Below are 17,087 nucleotides of genomic sequence, written 5' to 3' on the forward strand. Positions count from 1 at the left end.
ATGCCTGAGTTACCAGAAGTCGAAACCACCCGGCGCGGGATTGCCCCTCACCTGGAGGGCCAGCGCGTCAGCCGTGTGGTGGTGCGTGAGCGTCGCCTGCGCTGGCCGATCCCCGAAGACCTTGATGTGCGCCTGTCCGGGCAGCGCATCGTGCTGGTGGAGCGCAGGGCCAAGTACCTGTTGATCAATGCTGAAGTGGGCACCTTGATCAGCCACCTGGGCATGTCGGGCAACCTGCGCCTGGTGGAAGTCGGCATGCCGGCGCTCAAGCATGAGCATGTGGACATCGAGCTGGAATCCGGCCTGGCTCTGCGCTACACCGACCCCCGGCGCTTTGGCGCCATGCTCTGGAGCCAGGACCCGCACAACCACGAACTGCTGATCCGCCTGGGGCCCGAGCCGTTGACCGCGCTGTTTGATGGCGAACGTTTGTTCCAGCAGTCCCGTGGGCGGTCGATGGCGGTGAAGCCGTTCATCATGGACAACGCCGTGGTGGTGGGCGTGGGCAATATCTATGCGACCGAAGCGCTGTTTGCGGCGGGGATCGATCCGCGTCGCGCGGCAGGCGGTATATCGCGGGCGCGCTACCTGAGGCTGGCCATCGAAATCAAGCGCGTGCTGGCTGCGGCGATCGAGCGCGGCGGCACCACCTTGCGCGATTTTATCGGTGGCGACGGGCAGCCGGGGTATTTCCAGCAGGAATTGTTCGTGTATGGCCGGGGCGGCGAGGCGTGCAAGGTCTGCGGGACCGAGTTGCGCAATGTGGTGCTGGGGCAGCGGGCGAGTGTGTTTTGCCCCAGGTGCCAGAGCTGATTGCTGTGTGATGGCTGATATCGCCATCGGGGGCAAGCCCCCTCCCACATTGGAATGCATTTCAAATGTGAGAGGGGGCTTGCCCCCGATGAGGGCCTCACAGGCAACAAAGAACCTCAGGCTTTACCGGTAATCTTCCGGTACTTCTCCATCAACTGCTCTTCAGTCTCAGGGCGCGCCTCATCCAGCGGAATGCAATCCACCGGGCACACCTGCTGGCACTGGGGTTCGTCGTAATGGCCGACACACTGGGTGCACAGGTTGGGGTCGATCACATAGATCTCTTCACCCTGGGAAATCGCAGCGTTCGGGCACTCGGGTTCGCAGACGTCGCAGTTGATGCAATCGTCGGTGATGATCAGGGACATGAGAACTCCTGCCAGGGCTGTCAGCCAAGGCATCTGAAAACGAATGCGCGCAATTGTGCCGCATTGGCGCCCGCAGTGCGAGCGGGCGCCGAGTGAGCGGTCTTACTTCTTGAAGCGCAGCGTCAGCGCGTCCGCGACGGCCGGGTGCACGAACTTGGTGATATCTCCGCCCAAAGCGGCAATTTCACGCACCAACGTCGAGGAAATGAACGAATAACGTTCCGATGGCGTAAGGAACAGGCTTTCCACGTCCGGCGCCAGTTGGCGGTTCATGTTGGCCAGCTGGAATTCGTATTCGAAATCCGACACCGCGCGCAGGCCACGCAGGAACACATTGGCGTTCTGCTCCTTGGCAAAGTGCGCCAGCAGGGTCGAAAAGCCCACCACTTCCACGTTGGGCAGGTGCCGGGTGACCTCTTGCGCCAATTCCACGCGCTGCTGCAGGGGAAACAGCGGGTTTTTCTTGGGGCTGGCGGCAACCGCGATGATCACATGGTCGAACAGGCGAGAGGCGCGCTCGACCAGATCGCCATGGCCTTTGGTAATCGGGTCGAAGGTACCTGGGTACAACACTCGGTTCATCGCGTCGTCCTGGCGGAGTCCGTTGGGGAACCGGATGGTATCGCAGCCATCCCGGTCGGCCAAGTCGACTTACGTAGATAAATGCCGTGAATCGAACGGTTTTTCACGCTGTTTTCAGACGTTCGGACAAGGCTGACGCCAATTGGGCGCTCATTCCATACACCGACAACTGGGGGTTTGCCCCAATGCTGGTGGGAAACAGGGAGCCGTCGTGAATCGACAGGTTACGCAGTTGGTGGTGGCGCCCGAGGCTATCGGCTACCGCGTTTTTCGGGTCTTCGCCCATGGCACAACCGCCCATCACATGGGCGCTGCCCAGCGTGGTTCGATGTAGCTCAAGGCTCAAACCGTCAATCACACTGCGCGCCTCGGCCAAGCTGCTCACGTAGCGGGCATCGTGATGCAGGGGCTTGACCGATTTGGCGCCTGCTGCGAACTGTATCTCGGCCATGCTGTGAAAGGCCCGACGCAGGCCGTCCCAGGCATAGGGCGAAACCTGATAGTCGAGCACCGGCGTACCGTCACCGCGCAATTCCACTGCGCCGCCAGGGCTGTCGGGGTGAAAACCGTCGCGCAACAGCGCGAGCATGGCGTGGGTATGAGGCAGTCGGTTCATGTCCAGGGCATTCTGCCCGCCGTAGCCGCCAAACAGCGTGCTTGCCAACCCTGGGTGTAAGGGCGGGGCTTCCAGTTTGTAGGACATTTTACCGGTAGTGCCGTCCTGCCATTGAAAATGGTCGGAATAGATCGACTGCGGCGCCCCGTAGAACGGATTGATCACCTCGTCGAACAACCCGGCGGAGAAGTTCACCAAGTGCAGGAAGGTGCGCTTGCCCAGCCGTGAATGAGGGTCGGGCGCGTCCGAGCGCATCAGCAACGCCGGGCTGTTGATGCCGCCGCCCGAGAGTACGTAATGTTTGGCCTTTACGCTGATCGTGCGTCCGGTAGGCGCCACACAACGCGCATCCATGGCCACGCATTCCAGGCTGCTGATCGTGTCGCCGCTGTATGTGAGGCGCTCGGCACGGGCCAGGTAGAGCAACTCGCCGCCTTTCTCCAGGGTGGCGGGGATGGTGGTCACCAGCATCGATTGCTTGGCGTTGACCGGGCAACCCATGCCGCAATAACCCAGGTTGAAGCAGCCGCGCACATTGCGCGGAATCACGTGCCAGCTGTAGCCGAGCTTTTCGCAGCCCTTGCGGATCACGTCGTTGTTGGCATTTGGCGGCAGGGCCCAGGGCGCAATGCCCAGGCGCTGTTCCATGGTCTCGAACCACGGCGCCATCTCGGCGCTGCTATGACCTTTCACCGCGTATTCGCTGGCCCAATGGGCGAGGGTGGCATCCGGGGTGCGGAAGCTGGAGGTCCAGTTGATCAGCGTGGTACCGCCTACTGCCCGGCCCTGCAGGATGGTAATTGCACCGTCCTTGCTCATGCGCCCGATCCCTTCCTGGTACAGGCTGGCATAGGCTTCATCTTCCAGCAGCTTGAAATCGCTGCTGGTCTTGAGCGGGCCTTCTTCGATCAGCAACACCTTGTAGCCCGCTGCGCTGAGGATTTCTGCGGTGGTGCCGCCACCGGCGCCGCTGCCGATGATGGCCACGTCGGCTTCCAGGGTCAGGTCGCTGTCGAGGGCGGCGCCATTGTGGGTTTTCCAGCCACGGGCCAGGCCGTCGCGGAACAGATCGGGTACGGGCATCAGGGTCGTCTCTTTATTATTGTGAGGGAGGCAGGTCAGATCTTCGGCGGGCCGGGGTAGCCGCAATGAGCCCAGGACTCGGGCCGCAAGTACCAGGCCATGATCACCAGCTTGAGCAGCGAGCCCTGGCCCATGCGCAGCAGGTTCAGGTAGCTGTTTTCCCAGCGCTGCAGGAAGTTGCGGATCTGCTCGCTGCCGGCGCTTTCCCAACTGCCCCAGATGCCGGTCAGCGGTCCTCGGGTAATGCCCATGCTCAACACATCGAACAACTGTTGGGTGAGCTTGAACATCTCCGGCGACAGGTGCTGCAGGCTGTAGTCGAGCTTTTTCAGGGTGTCTTCAATCCCGGCACTCACGGCCTGCGCGCTGGCCGCGCCTTCCAGCAGTACCGGGATTACCGCGCGCAGGAACGGCAAGTCACTGGCGCGCAACATCGCAAAGCCGCTGGCCGGCGTGCTGCTCGAGCAACCGCTGAGGCTGGCGCCCAGCCCGGCGGTGGCCAGGAAGGCACTGGCGCACAGGCCGATTTTCAAGACGCTGCGCCGCGACAGCGCAGGTGTTTCAGTCAGGCTGGGGTTCATTGTTTTTATTGTCCCGAAAGTGGCGGTTTCAGCGGATAAACAGCTTCTGGATCAATTTCTGAATGGATTTTCCATAGGGCGGATAGATCAACTTCGCCGCGTTCAGACGCTGCTTGATCAGCACGCCCTTGGCCTTGCTGAAAGTCAGGAAGCCTTCGTGACCGTGGTAGTGGCCCATGCCAGAAGGGCCGATGCCACCAAACGGCAGGTCGTCCTGTGCTACCTGCAACAGGGTGTCGTTCAGGCACACGCCGCCGGAGTGGGTCTCGTGGAGCACACGGTTCTGTTCGCGCTTGTTGTAGCCGAAGTAATACAGGGCCAGTGGACGCGGGCGCTGGTTGATGTAGGCAAAGGCCTGATCAATGCCGCGATAGGGCACGATCGGTAATAGCGGACCGAAGATCTCGTCCTGCATCACCGTCATGTCGTCGCTGACATTCAGCAACAGGCTGTGGGCCATGCGTCGGGCCTGGTCCTGGTCGTACAGCGCAATCAGGGTGGCGCCTTTGTCGGTGGCGTCCTTTACGTAAGCATTAAGCCTGGCCAGTTGCCGCTCGTTGATGATGGCGGTGTAGTCCGGGTTGTCGGCCAGGGTCGGATAGAACCCACGAATCGCATGGGAGTAAGCCTCGACGAAGCCTTCCACACGATCTTCCGGCACCAGCACATAGTCGGGTGCCACGCAGGTTTGTCCGGCATTCAACGCCTTGCCGAAGGCGATACGCTCGGCGGCATCCTTGAGCGGCACATCGGCGGAGACGATAGCTGGCGATTTGCCGCCCAGCTCCAGGGTGACCGGCGTGAGGTGTTCGGCGGCCGCACGCATCACGTGCTTGCCGATGCTGGTAGCGCCGGTGAACAGCAAATGATCGAAACGCAACCTGGAAAACGCCATGCCGACTTCGGCTTCGCCGAGCACCACGCACACCAGGTCCTCGGGGAAGATTTTCGCCAGCAATGCCTTGAGCAATTCACCGGTGGCCGGCGTGGATTCGCTGAGTTTGAGCATGACCCGGTTACCGGCGGCCAAAGCCCCGACCAGCGGGCCGATGGCCAGGTACAACGGGTAGTTCCACGGCACGATGACGCCGACCACACCCAGCGGCTGGTAGATGACTTTGGCCGACGCAGGCTGAAAGGCAATGCCTACAGCGCGGCGGGAAGGTTTCATCCAGGCTTTGAGGTGTTTGCTGGCGTAGTGAATGCCATGCAGGCTGGGCATCAGTTCGGCGAACAAGGTTTCGTCCGCGCTGCGATGGCTGAAGTCCTGGCTGATCGCGTCGATCAGCGCCTGGCGTTGATCGCTGAGCACATCGCGCAGGGCCTTGAGCCATTGCTGGCGTTGCGCGGCCGGTGGCATCGGGTTGGCGGCGTAGGCGCGACGTTGCGCTTCGAACAGGTCTTGGAGGTGATCCAGTGCCTGGGATTCTTGCAGGTAGGCAACGTTGGCAGACATGGCGCGGTCCCGGTTGTTATAGGTCTGCCTGGATTTTTAGAGTCATTGCTCTAAATTGTCAAATAACATTGCAGTAACATCCGGATTTAACCTGACCGGCATAGGCCGTAAGATGCCCCATCCCGTGTTTGGAAGCTGATCCCCTATGGCACCCCGAGTAAAGACCAGCGAGCGCATTGTGCAAACCAGCCTGGAGCTTTTTAACCAGCAGGGTGAGCGCAGTGTCAGCACCAACCATATCGCCGCGCATATGGAAATTTCCCCGGGCAACCTGTACTACCACTTCCCCAACAAGCAGGCGATCATCGCCGTGCTGTTCCGTGAATACGAAGCCTTGGTGGACAGTTTCCTGCGCCCGCCCCAAGGGCGCGCGATGAGGGTGGAAGACAAGCGCTTCTACCTGCAGGCCGTACTCGCCGGCATGTGGCGCTACCGCTTCCTGCACCGCGACCTCGAACATTTATTGGAAAGCGATCCGGAGCTGGCCACCGGCTACCGCCGGTTTTCCCAGCGCTGCCTGATCCAGGGCGGGGCGATCTACCAGGGCTTTGTCGACGCCGGCATTCTCACCATGGATCCGGTGCAAACCGAAGCCCTCACCCTCAATGCCTGGATTATCCTCACCTCCTGGGTGCGTTTCCTGTGTACCACCAATGAAAACTCCACCCATTTGAGCGCCGAGGCGATCAAGCGCGGGGTGTATCAGGTGCTGGTGCTGGAGGCGGGTTTTGTCACGCCCCAGGCCAAAGACGCGGTGGATGCGTTGTTCAAAGAGTTTTACGTGCCGTTGAACCAGGCACTGGAAGAAGTGAAGTAGGACCTTTCCCCTTTGTATTCACAGGAGTCAGTCATGCCGCTTGCCCAACTGATCAGCCCCCAGCAACTGGCCGAGCGCCAGACGTCGGCAGGGCGGGTGATCCTGGATTGTCGCTTTGCTCTGGAAGACCCGGACTACGGGCGGTGCAGCTATGCCGAAGGGCATATCGAAGGGGCGCACTATGCCGACCTGGAGCGCCACCTCAGCGGACCGGTGATCAAGGGTGTGACCGGTCGCCACCCGCTGCCTGCGGCGCAGGCATTCATCGAGCAATTGCAGGCGTGGGGTATCAGCGTTGATACCGATGTGGTGCTGTATGACGATGGGCCAGGGGCCTATGCGGCTCGGGCATGGTGGTTGCTGGCCTGGCTCGGCAAGCGCGATGGCGTGTTTATCCTGGACGGCGGTCTCAAGGCCTGGCATGCGGCGGGCTTCCCATTGAGCCTGGATGCGCCGGTGGTCGAGCCCGGCACGTTTGCCGGTACGCCGGATAATCGGCTGCTGCTGGATGCCGAGCAGTTGCAAAAACGCCTGGGCGAACCGGACATGACCTTGATCGATGCCCGCGCCCAGGCACGCTTTCGCGGCGAAGTGGAGCCCATCGACCCGATTGCCGGGCATATTCCTGGCGCGCAGTGCGCGGCGTTCAGTGAAAACCTGGGCAGCGATGGTCGTTTCTTGCCGGCCGAACAACTCAAGCAACGCTTTGCCGCACAATTGCAGGGGCGTCCGGCGCAAGAATTGGTTGCGTATTGCGGTTCCGGGGTGACGGCGTGCCATAACCTGTTTGCGCTGAGTTTGGCGGGGTATCCGCTGGGCAGGTTATATGCGGGGTCGTGGAGTGAGTGGATTACGGATCCCAAGCGGGAAGTGGCAACAGGCGACTGAGCAATCAGCCTGTGAACTCAATCAAAATGTGGGAGGGGGCTTGCCCCCGATAGCAGTGTGTCAGTCAGTACATCTGTTGCTGATCCACCGCCATCGGGGGCAAGCCCCCTCCCACATGTTTAACCGTGTTGTGCCAGTAACCACTGGGGGATGCGGCGTTCCAGGTAATAGGCGGGACGCTTCAGCGAACCCTCTACAAATCCCACATGCCCACCCTTGGCCAACAGCTCAAACTCCGTACAGTCTGATAGCTCACTGGCTTCGGGCAGGCTGTGGGCAAACACAAACGGATCATCGGCCGCCTGGATGATCAGAGTCGGCGTGCGGATACCACCCAGGTAATACCGGCTCGAGGCCTGGCGATAGTAGTCTTCGGCGCTTAAGTAACCATGCAGCGGCGCAGTTACACGCCCGTCGAAATCCCAGAACGTGCGCATTTTCTCCAGCGAACCCAGCGCCTCCAGGGTGTTCAACCCGTCTTGCCGGCCGTCCTGCAGAAACTGGCGTTGCTTGATGCGGATATACGCCAGCATCTCGCGCATGAAGTGCTTCTGGTAGATCCGCGAAAACCCCAGCCCGATGCGGTCCGCGCATTGGTCCAGGCGAAACGGCACCGACACCGCCGCCGCGCCTTGCAGCCCCGAAGCCTCGCCGGTTTCGCCCATGTGCTTGAGCAACACATTGCCGCCCAGGGAATAACCCACCGCATACAGGGGCGCCAAAGGTCGCTTGGCGCGTAGATGAGCGATTGCCGCCGCCAGGTCTTCACTGGCACCGGAGTGATAGCTGCGAGCCAACAGGTTCGGCTCGCCGGAGCAGCCGCGCCAGTTCAGGGCGGCACTGGCCCAGCCCTGGGCGGCGAGGACTTTTTGCAAGCCGGCCACGTAGGGCGAATTGGACGAGCCGGTCAGCCCGTGCAATACCAGCACCAACGGTGCATGCAGGTCATGGGGCCCATGCCAGTCGAGGTCGAGAAAGTCGCCGTCTTCCAGCCACAGGCGTTCGCGTTGGCGCTCGATATGGGTGGTCGGGCGCCACAGCGGCCCCCACAGTGTCTGCAGGTGGGGGTTGCCGAGGCCGAAGGCGGGTTTGAAGCGGTCCACAGAGGGAGTCATGAAATACTCGCTGCCGGACGAGCTTGGCATGACTCCCGTAGGAGCGAGCTTGCTCGCGAAAAACGTTAACGATGACGCAGCGCTATCAGGCAGCCCGTGTCGCCTGCTCAACCCGCGCGAGCACGCTCGTTCCTACAGGGCACGGTGCCACAACGCGTAATACACCCGCCCTGACTTCTGCTCCCGGTGCAGGCGCCAGCTGCCCGGCAAGCCGAGCGTCGACGGCGCGGTCTCGCTCTCAGTGTAGATCCACGCATCCGGCGCCAGCCACTGGCGTTCTTCCAGCAACGCACACACAGTCGGCAGCAGGTTCTGGTTGAACGGCGGGTCGAGGAACACCACGTCGTATTCGCTGGCTGCCTGGGTTTCCAGGTAGCGCAAGGCGTCGGCGGTCTGGACCTGGCCGTTGGTGCAGCGCAAGGTGCCCAAGTGTTCCTTGAGGCTGGATACCGCCACATTGCTCGCATCCAGCGCCTGTGCCTGGGCTGCGCCACGGGACAGCGCCTCCAGGAACAACGCGCCACTGCCGGCAAACGGGTCGAGTACCTTGGCGCCGCCGATGTACGGCGCCAGCCAGTTGAACAAGGTTTCGCGCACGCGATCCGGCGTCGGGCGCAGACCCACGACATCGGGGAAGCTCAGCTTGCGGCTGCCCCATTCACCGCCAATGATGCGCAGTTGGCCCACACCGTTATGCACGTTGTGGACAGGTTTTTTCGGGCGAGATGAACTGGCCATTAATGCTCCGGAACCCCGAGCGGCTGCTCGGCGGGTTTATCAGTGGGGGGCGGTAGTGGCTTTTGCGCAATCGTCGGGCCGGCGGTCACGATGACCATCTTGTCGGCGCTCAAGTGTTTGTTCATTGCAGCCTTGACCTGCTCTACGGTCAGGGCCTGGGATTGTTTCATGAAATCTTCCAGATAGCTCAGTGGCAGGTTATAGAAACCCATGGCACCGAGCTGACCGACGATATCGGCGTTGCTGGCGGTGGACAGCGGAAAGCTGCCGGCCAGCTCGCGCTTGGCGTCATCCAGCTCTTTCTGGGTGGGGCCGGTCTTGAGGTAGTCCGCCACCACGTCTTCAACCAGGCGCAAGGTGCCGCCGCTCATTTCGGCGCGGGTCTGCAGGTTGATCATGAACGGGCCGCGCACCTGCATCGGCGAAAAACCGGAGTACACGCCGTAGGTCAGGCCGCGTTTTTCGCGCACTTCGCTCATCAGGCGGGTACCGAAGCCACCGCCGCCGAGAATCTGGTTGCCGAGGGACAAGGCCGCGTAATCCGGGTCGGCACGATCGATACCCAGCTGGGCGAACAGCAGGTGGGTCTGCTTGGAGGGAAACTCGATACGGCTCAGGCCGGCCTTTGGCTCCGTCGGTTGGGCAATCTTCGCCAGCGCCGGGCCCTTGGGCAACGCGGCAGACACCTTGGCGGTCATGGCTTCGGCTTCGGCACGGCTCAGGTCGCCGACCACCGCGATCACCGCATTGCCCGCCGCGTAGGCCTTGGCGTGAAAGGCCTGCATCTGTTGCACGGTAATCGCCGGAACGCTTTCAGGCGTGCCTTCGCTCGGGTGGGCATACGGGTGGTCGCCGTACAGGCGCTTGAACAGCTCGATGCTCGCCAGCTTGGCGGGGTTCTGTTTCTGGTATTCGAAGCCGGCCAGGATCTGGTTCTTGATGCGTGCCAGAGAGTCAGCCGGAAACGTCGGCTTGCCGATCACGTCATCGAACAGCGCCAGTGCGGCCTCGCGCTTGTCGCTGTCGCTCAGGCTGCGCAGGGACACCAGCGCCATGTCGCGGTAGGCGCCATTGCCAAAATCGGCGCCCAGGCCCTCAAAGCCGCTGGCGATCTGGCTGACATCCTTGCCCGGCACGCCTTCGTTGAGCATGGCATTGGTCATCAAGGCCAGTCCCGGCACGTTGCCGTCCTGGCTGCTGCCGGCGGCGAACAGGATGCGCACGTCGAACATCGGCAACTCGTGGGCCTCGACGAACAGCACCTTGGCGCCTTCGGCGGTGGTCCAGGTCTGCACATCGAGCTTGCGGTTGGTCGGCGCTTTACCGTCCAGCTCAGCCAGCGATTGCAGCTTGCTGGCCGATTGAGCCTTGTCCAGCGCCGGGCTGGCGAAGGACTCGTTCGGGCGCAGGAAATACACGGCACTGGCCGCGATCAGGGTAACGGCGATCAGACCGGGCAGAATCAGGCGGCTGCTTTTGCGATCACTCATGAGCGGTCTCCTCAGGCAGAACATGGGCGACGCTCAGACGTTCGCGGGTGAAATAGGTGCGCGCCGCCTTCTGGATATCTTCCGGGGTCACGCTTTGCAGGTCGGCAAGCTCGGTGTCCATCAGCTTCCAGGACAGGCCGACGGTCTCCAGCGAGCCGATGGCCGTGGCCTGGCTGGTGATGGAGTCGCGCTGGTAGACCACGCCGGCAATCACCTGGGCGCGGATGCGCTCGAGTTCTTCGGCGGTGGGCGGCTTGGCCTTGAGCTCTTCCAGCAGGCGCCACAGGCCGGCTTCGGCCTGGGCGACGGTCTTTTTCTTCTGCTGGTTAGGCGTGGCGCTCAACATGAACAGGGTATCGCCGCGGGTGTAGGCGTCGTAATTGGTGGAGGCGGCGGAGACCAGTTCTTCACCGCGCTCCAACTGCTCGGAAATCCGCGCGCTGTAGCCGCCGTCGAGCAGGGCCGAGATCAGACGCAGGGCTTGTACCGAGCGCTTGTCTTCGGCAGTCGCCAGGCCCGGCACGTTGAAACCGAGCATGACGCTGGGCAACTGGGTTTGCACGTGCAGGGTCAGCAGGCGCTCGCCGGGCTCGGCCAGCTCCATCGGAATCTTGGCGGGCGGGACGTCGCGCCTGGGGATCGGGCCGAAGTAGCGCTGGGCCAGGGTTTTCACCTCGTCCGGCGTGACATCGCCGACCACCACCAGGGTCGCGTTGTTCGGCACATACCAGGCCTGGTACCAGTGGCGCAGTTCCTCGACCTTCATGCGTTCCAGGTCGGCCATCCAGCCGATGGTTGGCGTGTGATAGCCGCTGGCCGGGAAGGCCATGGCCTTGAAACGTTCAAAGGCCTTGGACATCGGGTTGTCGTCGGTGCGCAGTCGGCGCTCTTCCTTGATGACCTCGATTTCGCGGCTGAACTCATCGGCCGGCAGGCGCAGGCTGGCCATGCGGTCGGCTTCCAGCTCGAAGGCCACGCCCAGGCGGTCGCGGGCCAGCACCTGATAGTAGGCGGTGTAGTCGTCACTGGTAAACGCGTTTTCTTCGGCGCCCAGGTCGCGCAGGATCAGCGAGGCTTCGCCGGGGCCGACCTTGGCGCTGCCCTTGAACATCATGTGTTCCAGTGCGTGGGATAAACCGGTCTGGCCCGGGGTTTCGTAGCTCGAGCCCACCTTGTACCAGACCTGGGAAACCACCACCGGCGCACGATGGTCTTCGCGCACGACGACCTTGAGGCCGTTGTCGAGGGTGAATTCGTGGGTGGGTTGTGGGTCGGCAGCCAAAGCTGAAAGGGGCAGACAAACTGTGCTGAGCAGCAGGCCTGCGGCGCGGCGGGCTAGAGCATTCATTCGTTTTTTAACCTGTTGGACTGCCCGCTTGGTCTTAGCGTCGGCGGGCGAGGAGGTGCTAGGATACCGATCCGACTTAGGGGCGGCCACTACGGCTGTCTTGTTGAGGCCCTATTTTGGCCTTCAAAATGTTGCGCATGAACGAGCTGGCTAAAAAACAGTCTGTTACGCATCGAATTTTATTTACCGAAGCGCCGCTTGGCGCGTCGCTACCTTGAGATAGCCGTCTCCATGTTTGGTTCCAACGACGACAAGAAGACCCCAGCTGCGGCTGGCGAGAAAAAAGGCCTGTTCGGATGGCTGCGCAAAAAGCCGCAGGAAACCGTCGTCGAACAGCCGCAGGTTCAATCTGAACCGATTCCAGAGCCTATAGTAGAAGCCGAGCCGGCTGCCGAAGCGCCGGCACCGGTGGTGCTGCCTATTGCGGAGCCGGTGTTGCAGCCGGTAGTCGAGGCAGAACCTGCGCCTGAACCTGAACCCGAGCACAAACCGTGGCTGGAGCTGCCGGTAGCCGAAGAGCCGGTGGCACTGGTCGAGGATGTGCAGGCTGAACACGTGACGCCGCCCATTCCTGTCGCGCCACCGGCAGCGGTCGTTGTCGAGGCGCCCCCTGCAGTCGAAATCCCTGCCGAAGTGCCTGCTGTGGTTGCCATGCCTGCGGTCATCGAAGAGCCCGCCGTACCCGCCGAAACCAGCAAGGCCGGCTTCTTCACCCGTCTCAAGCAAGGCCTGAGCAAAACCAGCGCCAGTATCGGCGAAGGCATGGCCAGCCTGTTTCTCGGCAAAAAGACCATCGATGACGAATTGCTGGAAGACATCGAAACCCGCCTGCTTACCGCCGACGTGGGCGTCGAAGCCACCGCCGTGATCATCCAGAGCCTGACCCAGAAAGTCGCGCGCAAGCAATTGACCGACGCGGACGCGCTGTACAAGTCCTTGCAGGCCGAGCTGGCCGCCATGCTCAAACCCGTTGAAGCGCCGCTGGTGATCACCCCGAAGAAACCTTTCGTGATCCTGGTCGTGGGCGTCAACGGCGCCGGCAAGACCACTACCATCGGCAAGCTGGCCAAGAAGCTGCAGGGTGAGGGCAAGAAAGTCATGCTCGCCGCCGGCGACACCTTCCGTGCCGCTGCCGTTGAGCAACTGCAAGTGTGGGGCGAGCGCAACAAGATCCCGGTGATCGCCCAGCACACCGGTGCCGACTCCGCTTCGGTGATCTTCGATGCCGTGCAGGCCGCCAAGGCCCGTAACATCGATGTGTTGATCGCCGACACCGCCGGTCGCCTGCACACCAAAGACAACCTGATGGAAGAGCTGAAGAAAGTTCGCCGCGTGATCGGCAAGCTCGACGCCGATGCCCCGCATGAAGTGCTACTGGTGCTGGACGCCGGTACTGGGCAGAACGCCATCAGCCAGGCCAAGCAATTCAACCAGACGGTGCAACTGACCGGCCTGGCCTTGACCAAGCTCGACGGCACGGCCAAGGGCGGGGTGATTTTCGCCCTGGCCAAACAGTTCGGGTTGCCGATTCGTTACATTGGCGTCGGTGAAGGCATCGACGACCTGCGCACCTTTGAAGCCGAACCCTTTGTACAGGCACTGTTTGCCGAGCGGGAGCGTTCATGATTCGATTCGAACAGGTCGGTAAACGCTACGCCAACGGGCATGTGGGCTTGCATGAGCTGAGCTTTCGAGTACGGCGGGGCGAGTTTTTGTTTGTCACCGGTCACTCCGGCGCCGGTAAGAGCACCTTGTTGCGCCTGCTGCTGGCCATGGAGCGTCCGACCACCGGCAAGCTGCTGCTGGCGGGCCAGGACCTGGCCACCATCAGTAATGCGCAGATCCCGTTCCTGCGCCGTCAGATCGGCGTGGTGTTTCAGAACCACCAGTTGCTGTTCGATCGCACGGTGTTCAACAACGTCGCCTTGCCCCTGCAGATTCTCGGGCTGTCCAAGGCCGAGATCGTCAAGCGGGTGGATTCGGCCCTGGAACGCGTGGCGTTGTCGGACAAGACCGACCTCTACCCCGGCGACCTGTCCACCGGCCAGCAACAGCGCGTCGGTATCGCCCGCGCCATCGTCCACCGCCCGGCGTTGCTGCTGGCGGACGAACCCACCGGTAACCTTGACCCACGCCTGGCGGCCGAGATCATGGGGGTGTTCGAAGACATCAACCGCCTGGGTACCAGCGTATTGATCGCCAGTCACGACCTGGCCCTGATCGCCCGCATGCGCCATCGCATGCTGACCCTGCAACGTGGTCGCCTGATCGGTGACGGGGAGGCCGGCGTATGAGTGCAACACGCAGTCCAAAAGTGTCCGAACGCGTGGCGCCGAAACCGGCCGACCCGCAACCGAACAAGAAAAAACGCGACGATGACGACGGCCCGGACTTCGGCACCCTGTTGCGTGCCTGGATCGAAAGCCATCGCGCCAGCCTGCTCGACAGTCTGCGCCGCCTGGGCAAGCAGCCGATCGGCAGCTTTTTCACCTGCCTGGTGATGGCCGTGGCCCTGAGCCTGCCGATGGGCTTGTCGTTGCTGCTCAATAATGTGGAACGCCTGGGCGGTTCCTGGCAGCGCGCGGCGCAGATTTCGCTGTACTTGAACCTGGATGCCAGCACCCAGCAAGGCGAAGCGCTGCGCGACGATATCAAGAACATGCCGGGCGTGGCGGAGGCCGAATACATCAGCCGCGACCAGGCCCTTGAGGAGTTCCAGCAACAATCCGGCCTGGGCGAGGCGCTCAAGGAGCTGCCGCAGAACCCGTTGCCGGGCGTGGTGCTGGTGACGCCGAATGAGGTGGACAAGCCGGCCCTGGAAGCCCTGCGACAAAAACTCGCAGAGATGCCCAAGGTACAACAGGCGCAACTTGATCTAGTCTGGGTAGAGCGCCTGGCCGCGATCCTCAAGCTGGGCGACCGCTTCGTGTTCGGTTTGACGGTGTTGTTGGTGTCTGCATTACTTTTGGTGATAGGTAATACCATTCGTCTTCATATTGAAAACCGTCGCACCGAGATAGAAGTGATTAAACTGGTCGGCGGCACGGACAGCTATGTGCGTCGTCCTTTTCTGTACATGGGCGCGCTTTATGGCTTGGGTGCCGGGGTTTTGTCCTGGGGCGTGCTGGCTTTTGGACTGGACTGGCTGAACGATGCGGTTATCGGGCTGGCCGGCTTGTACGGCAGCGATTTTGCCCTGGCTGGCGTGCCGGTAGCTGACGGCCTGAGCCTCTTGCTTGGCGCGGTATTGTTGGGGTATATCGGTGCGTGGATTGCGGTCGCACGGCATTTACGTGAGCTGGCGCCGAAGTAGTTAATGTCAGGGTAATGTAGTTTCGTTTGTATTGACCGTGTCAGCAGTTTAGGGAACTTGTCCTACGGTTCCCCGGTCAATTTTCGCAGTGCTGAACTGCACGAGTTATGTGAGTCGGAGGTTTTTTCGTATGACCACTTCTTTGCAACCTGCTTATGCCCTGGTCCCGGGTGCGAACCTGGAAGCCTATGTGCACACGGTCAACAGCATTCCATTGCTGACGCCCGAGCAGGAGCGTGAACTGGCCGAGAGTCTCTACTATGAGCAGGATTTGGGGGCGGCTCGGCAGATGGTGCTCGCCCACCTGCGTTTTGTCGTACATATCGCCCGTAGCTATAGCGGCTACGGTCTGGCCCAGGCTGACCTGATTCAGGAAGGTAACGTCGGCCTGATGAAAGCTGTAAAGCGTTTCAACCCTGAAATGGGTGTGCGCCTGGTGTCGTTCGCCGTGCACTGGATCAAGGCGGAAATCCACGAGTTCATCCTGCGCAACTGGCGCATTGTGAAAGTCGCGACCACCAAGGCCCAGCGCAAGCTGTTCTTCAACCTGCGCAGCCAGAAGAAACGCCTGGCGTGGCTGAACAACGAGGAGGTCCACCGCGTGGCCGAAAGCCTCGGCGTGGAGCCTCGTGAAGTGCGCGAGATGGAAAGCCGTCTGACCGGCCATGACATGGCCTTCGACCCGGCTGCCGAGGCAGACGACGACAGCGCCTTCCAATCGCCGGCCAACTACCTGGAAGACCACCGGTATGACCCGGCGCGTCAACTGGAAGATGCCGACTGGAGCGACAACTCCAATCACAACCTGCACGAAGCGCTGGAAGTACTGGACGACCGCAGCCGTGACATCCTCTACCAGCGCTGGCTGGCGGAAGAAAAAGCCACGCTGCACGACCTGGCGCAGAAGTACAACGTGTCGGCCGAGCGGATTCGTCAGCTTGAGAAAAGCGCGATGAACAAGCTGAAGCTGTCGATCGCTGCCTAAAGCTACTGGCAGCACTGGGTAAAAAATGTGGGAGGGGCTTGCCCCCGATTGCAGAGTTTCAGTCGACATCAAAGTGACTGATCCACCGCTATCGGGGGCAAGCCCCCTCCCACAGTTGTTTTGTATTGTGTCAGTCGGACCAGGGGGTCTTGCGGGAGTTGTTCAGCTCAAGCAGGTAGCCATCGCCACCGAGTTGACTCATCTGCTGGCGAATCCACGCCGCCCGCCGCGCCACATAGGCGGTCGGATGGCTGGCACTCCACACTCGCGGGTTCGGCAATACGGCAGCCAGATAGCTGGCTTGCTGGCGGGAGAGGGATCTGGCACTCACCCCGAAATGATGCCGCGCCGCCGCTTCTGCGCCAAACACGCCCTCATCCCACTCCACGCTATTGAGATACACCTCAAGAATGCGCTGCTTGGGCCATAGCACCTCGATCAGCCCGGTAAACCACGCCTCCAGGCCCTTGCGCAGATAACTGCGGCCGGCCCACAGGAACAGGTTCTTCGACACCTGCTGGCTCAACGTGCTGGCGCCGCGGATCGAACCGCCGCGTTCGTTGTGCTGGATCGCTGCCTGGATGGCGCCAAAATCAAAGCCCCAATGCTGTGGGAAACGCTGGTCTTCACCGGCCATCACCGCCACTTTGAGGTCATCGGAGATCTCGTCCCACGGCACCCAGCTGCGCTGCAGGTCAATAGGCTCGCCGTCGATCCAGGATTCGACCTTGCGTTCCACCATAAGCGCGGTGAACGGCGGCGGTACGACGCGAAACAGCAGCACCAGCAGCACACTGCCGATGGCGAACCATTTCAGGACGTTGAGAAAGCGTTTGAAGAGGACACGCAGCATAGAGATGGCTTGGCCGAACCCGTTGAGCGGGCCATTATACA

The 17,087-nt window shown here is 61.7% G+C and carries 16 protein-coding genes and 1 pseudogene; 7 read left to right on the forward strand and 10 right to left on the reverse strand.

Annotation, left to right across the window (positions count from 1 at the left end; genetic code table 11):
* Complete coding sequence (gene mutM, locus TU82_RS12495) at positions 1-813, forward strand: bifunctional DNA-formamidopyrimidine glycosylase/DNA-(apurinic or apyrimidinic site) lyase (protein WP_057723492.1); 813 nt, start codon at positions 1-3, stop codon at positions 811-813.
* A 116-nt stretch (positions 814-929) separates the two neighbouring features.
* Here the strand turns inward: mutM and TU82_RS12500 are convergent, their stop codons facing one another.
* The 5 genes and pseudogenes from TU82_RS12500 to TU82_RS12520 form a co-directional block, all read right to left on the reverse strand.
* Complete coding sequence (locus TU82_RS12500; protein ID WP_057723493.1) at positions 930-1,181, reverse strand: YfhL family 4Fe-4S dicluster ferredoxin; 252 nt, start codon at positions 1,179-1,181, stop codon at positions 930-932.
* Between the two features lie 102 nt (positions 1,182-1,283).
* Positions 1,284-1,763, reverse strand: coding sequence for a pantetheine-phosphate adenylyltransferase (gene coaD / locus TU82_RS12505; protein WP_057723494.1), 480 nt, complete (start codon positions 1,761-1,763; stop codon positions 1,284-1,286).
* Positions 1,764-1,866: 103 nt separating this feature from the next.
* On the reverse strand, positions 1,867-3,462 hold the full coding sequence (locus TU82_RS12510; protein ID WP_057723495.1) for a GMC family oxidoreductase: 1,596 nt from the start codon (positions 3,460-3,462) through the stop codon (positions 1,867-1,869).
* Positions 3,463-3,497: 35 nt separating this feature from the next.
* Complete coding sequence (locus TU82_RS12515) at positions 3,498-4,043, reverse strand: hypothetical protein (protein ID WP_057723496.1); 546 nt, start codon at positions 4,041-4,043, stop codon at positions 3,498-3,500.
* A gap of 28 nt (positions 4,044-4,071) precedes the next feature.
* Positions 4,072-5,511: pseudogene (locus TU82_RS12520) on the reverse strand (coniferyl aldehyde dehydrogenase); the annotation flags it as partial.
* A gap of 133 nt (positions 5,512-5,644) precedes the next feature.
* Here TU82_RS12520 and TU82_RS12525 point away from each other — a divergent pair.
* Both TU82_RS12525 and TU82_RS12530 read left to right on the forward strand, forming a co-directional pair.
* A complete protein-coding gene (locus tag TU82_RS12525; RefSeq protein WP_057723498.1) occupies positions 5,645-6,316 on the forward strand; it encodes a TetR/AcrR family transcriptional regulator in 672 nt (223 codons plus the stop codon).
* Between the two features lie 33 nt (positions 6,317-6,349).
* Positions 6,350-7,204 carry a sulfurtransferase gene (locus TU82_RS12530; protein ID WP_057723499.1) on the forward strand — a complete coding sequence of 285 codons (855 nt, stop codon included), beginning with the start codon at positions 6,350-6,352 and terminating at the stop codon, positions 7,202-7,204.
* A 119-nt stretch (positions 7,205-7,323) separates the two neighbouring features.
* Here the strand turns inward: TU82_RS12530 and TU82_RS12535 are convergent, their stop codons facing one another.
* The 4 genes from TU82_RS12535 to TU82_RS12550 form a co-directional block, all read right to left on the reverse strand.
* Complete coding sequence (locus TU82_RS12535) at positions 7,324-8,319, reverse strand: hydrolase (protein ID WP_057723706.1); 996 nt, start codon at positions 8,317-8,319, stop codon at positions 7,324-7,326.
* 132 nt (positions 8,320-8,451) lie between these two features.
* Positions 8,452-9,057, reverse strand: a complete 606-nt coding sequence (gene rsmD / locus TU82_RS12540) for a 16S rRNA (guanine(966)-N(2))-methyltransferase RsmD (RefSeq protein WP_057723500.1) — start codon at positions 9,055-9,057, stop codon at positions 8,452-8,454.
* Positions 9,057-10,547, reverse strand: coding sequence for a M16 family metallopeptidase (locus TU82_RS12545; protein WP_057723501.1), 1,491 nt, complete (start codon positions 10,545-10,547; stop codon positions 9,057-9,059). The genes rsmD and TU82_RS12545 overlap by 1 nt, the downstream gene beginning before the upstream one ends.
* Entirely contained in the window at positions 10,540-11,895 is a 1,356-nt protein-coding gene (locus TU82_RS12550) for a M16 family metallopeptidase (protein ID WP_057723502.1), read from the reverse strand. Before TU82_RS12550 ends, TU82_RS12545 begins: the two co-directional genes overlap by 8 nt.
* Before the next feature lie 231 nt (positions 11,896-12,126).
* Between TU82_RS12550 and ftsY the strand changes: the two genes are divergently transcribed.
* The 4 genes from ftsY (at position 12,127) to rpoH (ending at position 16,193) form a co-directional block, all read left to right on the forward strand.
* Positions 12,127-13,521, forward strand: a complete 1,395-nt coding sequence (gene ftsY, locus TU82_RS12555) for a signal recognition particle-docking protein FtsY (RefSeq protein ID WP_057723503.1) — start codon at positions 12,127-12,129, stop codon at positions 13,519-13,521.
* Positions 13,518-14,189 (forward strand): cell division ATP-binding protein FtsE, encoded by a 672-nt coding sequence (gene ftsE, locus TU82_RS12560; RefSeq protein ID WP_003234627.1) that lies wholly within the window; start codon positions 13,518-13,520, stop codon positions 14,187-14,189. Before ftsY ends, ftsE begins: the two co-directional genes overlap by 4 nt.
* Complete coding sequence (gene ftsX / locus TU82_RS12565; protein ID WP_057723504.1) at positions 14,186-15,208, forward strand: permease-like cell division protein FtsX; 1,023 nt, start codon at positions 14,186-14,188, stop codon at positions 15,206-15,208. The genes ftsE and ftsX overlap by 4 nt, the downstream gene beginning before the upstream one ends.
* 130 nt (positions 15,209-15,338) lie before the next feature.
* The gene (rpoH, locus tag TU82_RS12570; protein ID WP_003176698.1) at positions 15,339-16,193 is read left to right on the forward strand and encodes an RNA polymerase sigma factor RpoH; all 855 of its coding nucleotides are present in this window, start codon (positions 15,339-15,341) and stop codon (positions 16,191-16,193) included.
* Between the two features lie 130 nt (positions 16,194-16,323).
* On the opposite strand, the gene mtgA is transcribed toward rpoH, so the two are convergent.
* Positions 16,324-17,046, reverse strand: coding sequence for a monofunctional biosynthetic peptidoglycan transglycosylase (gene mtgA / locus TU82_RS12575; RefSeq protein WP_057723505.1), 723 nt, complete (start codon positions 17,044-17,046; stop codon positions 16,324-16,326).
* Between the last annotated feature and the right edge of the window lie 41 nt (positions 17,047-17,087).

This window comes from Pseudomonas orientalis, assembly GCF_001439815.1.
In the GTDB taxonomy this organism is placed as follows: Bacteria; Pseudomonadota; Gammaproteobacteria; order Pseudomonadales; family Pseudomonadaceae; genus Aquipseudomonas; species Aquipseudomonas orientalis.

Excerpts from the sequence above, each read along its gene's own strand:
- mutM (WP_057723492.1), top strand. The coding sequence starts at position 1 with ATGCCTGAGTTACCAGAAGTCGAAACCACCCGGCGCGGGATTGCCCCT.
- TU82_RS12500 (WP_057723493.1), bottom strand. The coding sequence starts at position 1,181 with ATGTCCCTGATCATCACCGACGATTGCATCAACTGCGACGTCTGCGAA.
- coaD (WP_057723494.1), bottom strand. The coding sequence starts at position 1,763 with ATGAACCGAGTGTTGTACCCAGGTACCTTCGACCCGATTACCAAAGGC.
- TU82_RS12510 (WP_057723495.1), bottom strand. The coding sequence starts at position 3,462 with ATGCCCGTACCCGATCTGTTCCGCGACGGCCTGGCCCGTGGCTGGAAA.
- TU82_RS12515 (WP_057723496.1), bottom strand. The coding sequence starts at position 4,043 with ATGAACCCCAGCCTGACTGAAACACCTGCGCTGTCGCGGCGCAGCGTC.
- TU82_RS12525 (WP_057723498.1), top strand. The coding sequence starts at position 5,645 with ATGGCACCCCGAGTAAAGACCAGCGAGCGCATTGTGCAAACCAGCCTG.
- TU82_RS12530 (WP_057723499.1), top strand. The coding sequence starts at position 6,350 with ATGCCGCTTGCCCAACTGATCAGCCCCCAGCAACTGGCCGAGCGCCAG.
- TU82_RS12535 (WP_057723706.1), bottom strand. The coding sequence starts at position 8,319 with ATGACTCCCTCTGTGGACCGCTTCAAACCCGCCTTCGGCCTCGGCAAC.
- rsmD (WP_057723500.1), bottom strand. The coding sequence starts at position 9,057 with ATGGCCAGTTCATCTCGCCCGAAAAAACCTGTCCACAACGTGCATAAC.
- TU82_RS12545 (WP_057723501.1), bottom strand. The coding sequence starts at position 10,547 with ATGAGTGATCGCAAAAGCAGCCGCCTGATTCTGCCCGGTCTGATCGCC.
- TU82_RS12550 (WP_057723502.1), bottom strand. The coding sequence starts at position 11,895 with ATGAATGCTCTAGCCCGCCGCGCCGCAGGCCTGCTGCTCAGCACAGTT.
- ftsY (WP_057723503.1), top strand. The coding sequence starts at position 12,127 with ATGTTTGGTTCCAACGACGACAAGAAGACCCCAGCTGCGGCTGGCGAG.
- ftsE (WP_003234627.1), top strand. The coding sequence starts at position 13,518 with ATGATTCGATTCGAACAGGTCGGTAAACGCTACGCCAACGGGCATGTG.
- ftsX (WP_057723504.1), top strand. The coding sequence starts at position 14,186 with ATGAGTGCAACACGCAGTCCAAAAGTGTCCGAACGCGTGGCGCCGAAA.
- rpoH (WP_003176698.1), top strand. The coding sequence starts at position 15,339 with ATGACCACTTCTTTGCAACCTGCTTATGCCCTGGTCCCGGGTGCGAAC.
- mtgA (WP_057723505.1), bottom strand. The coding sequence starts at position 17,046 with ATGCTGCGTGTCCTCTTCAAACGCTTTCTCAACGTCCTGAAATGGTTC.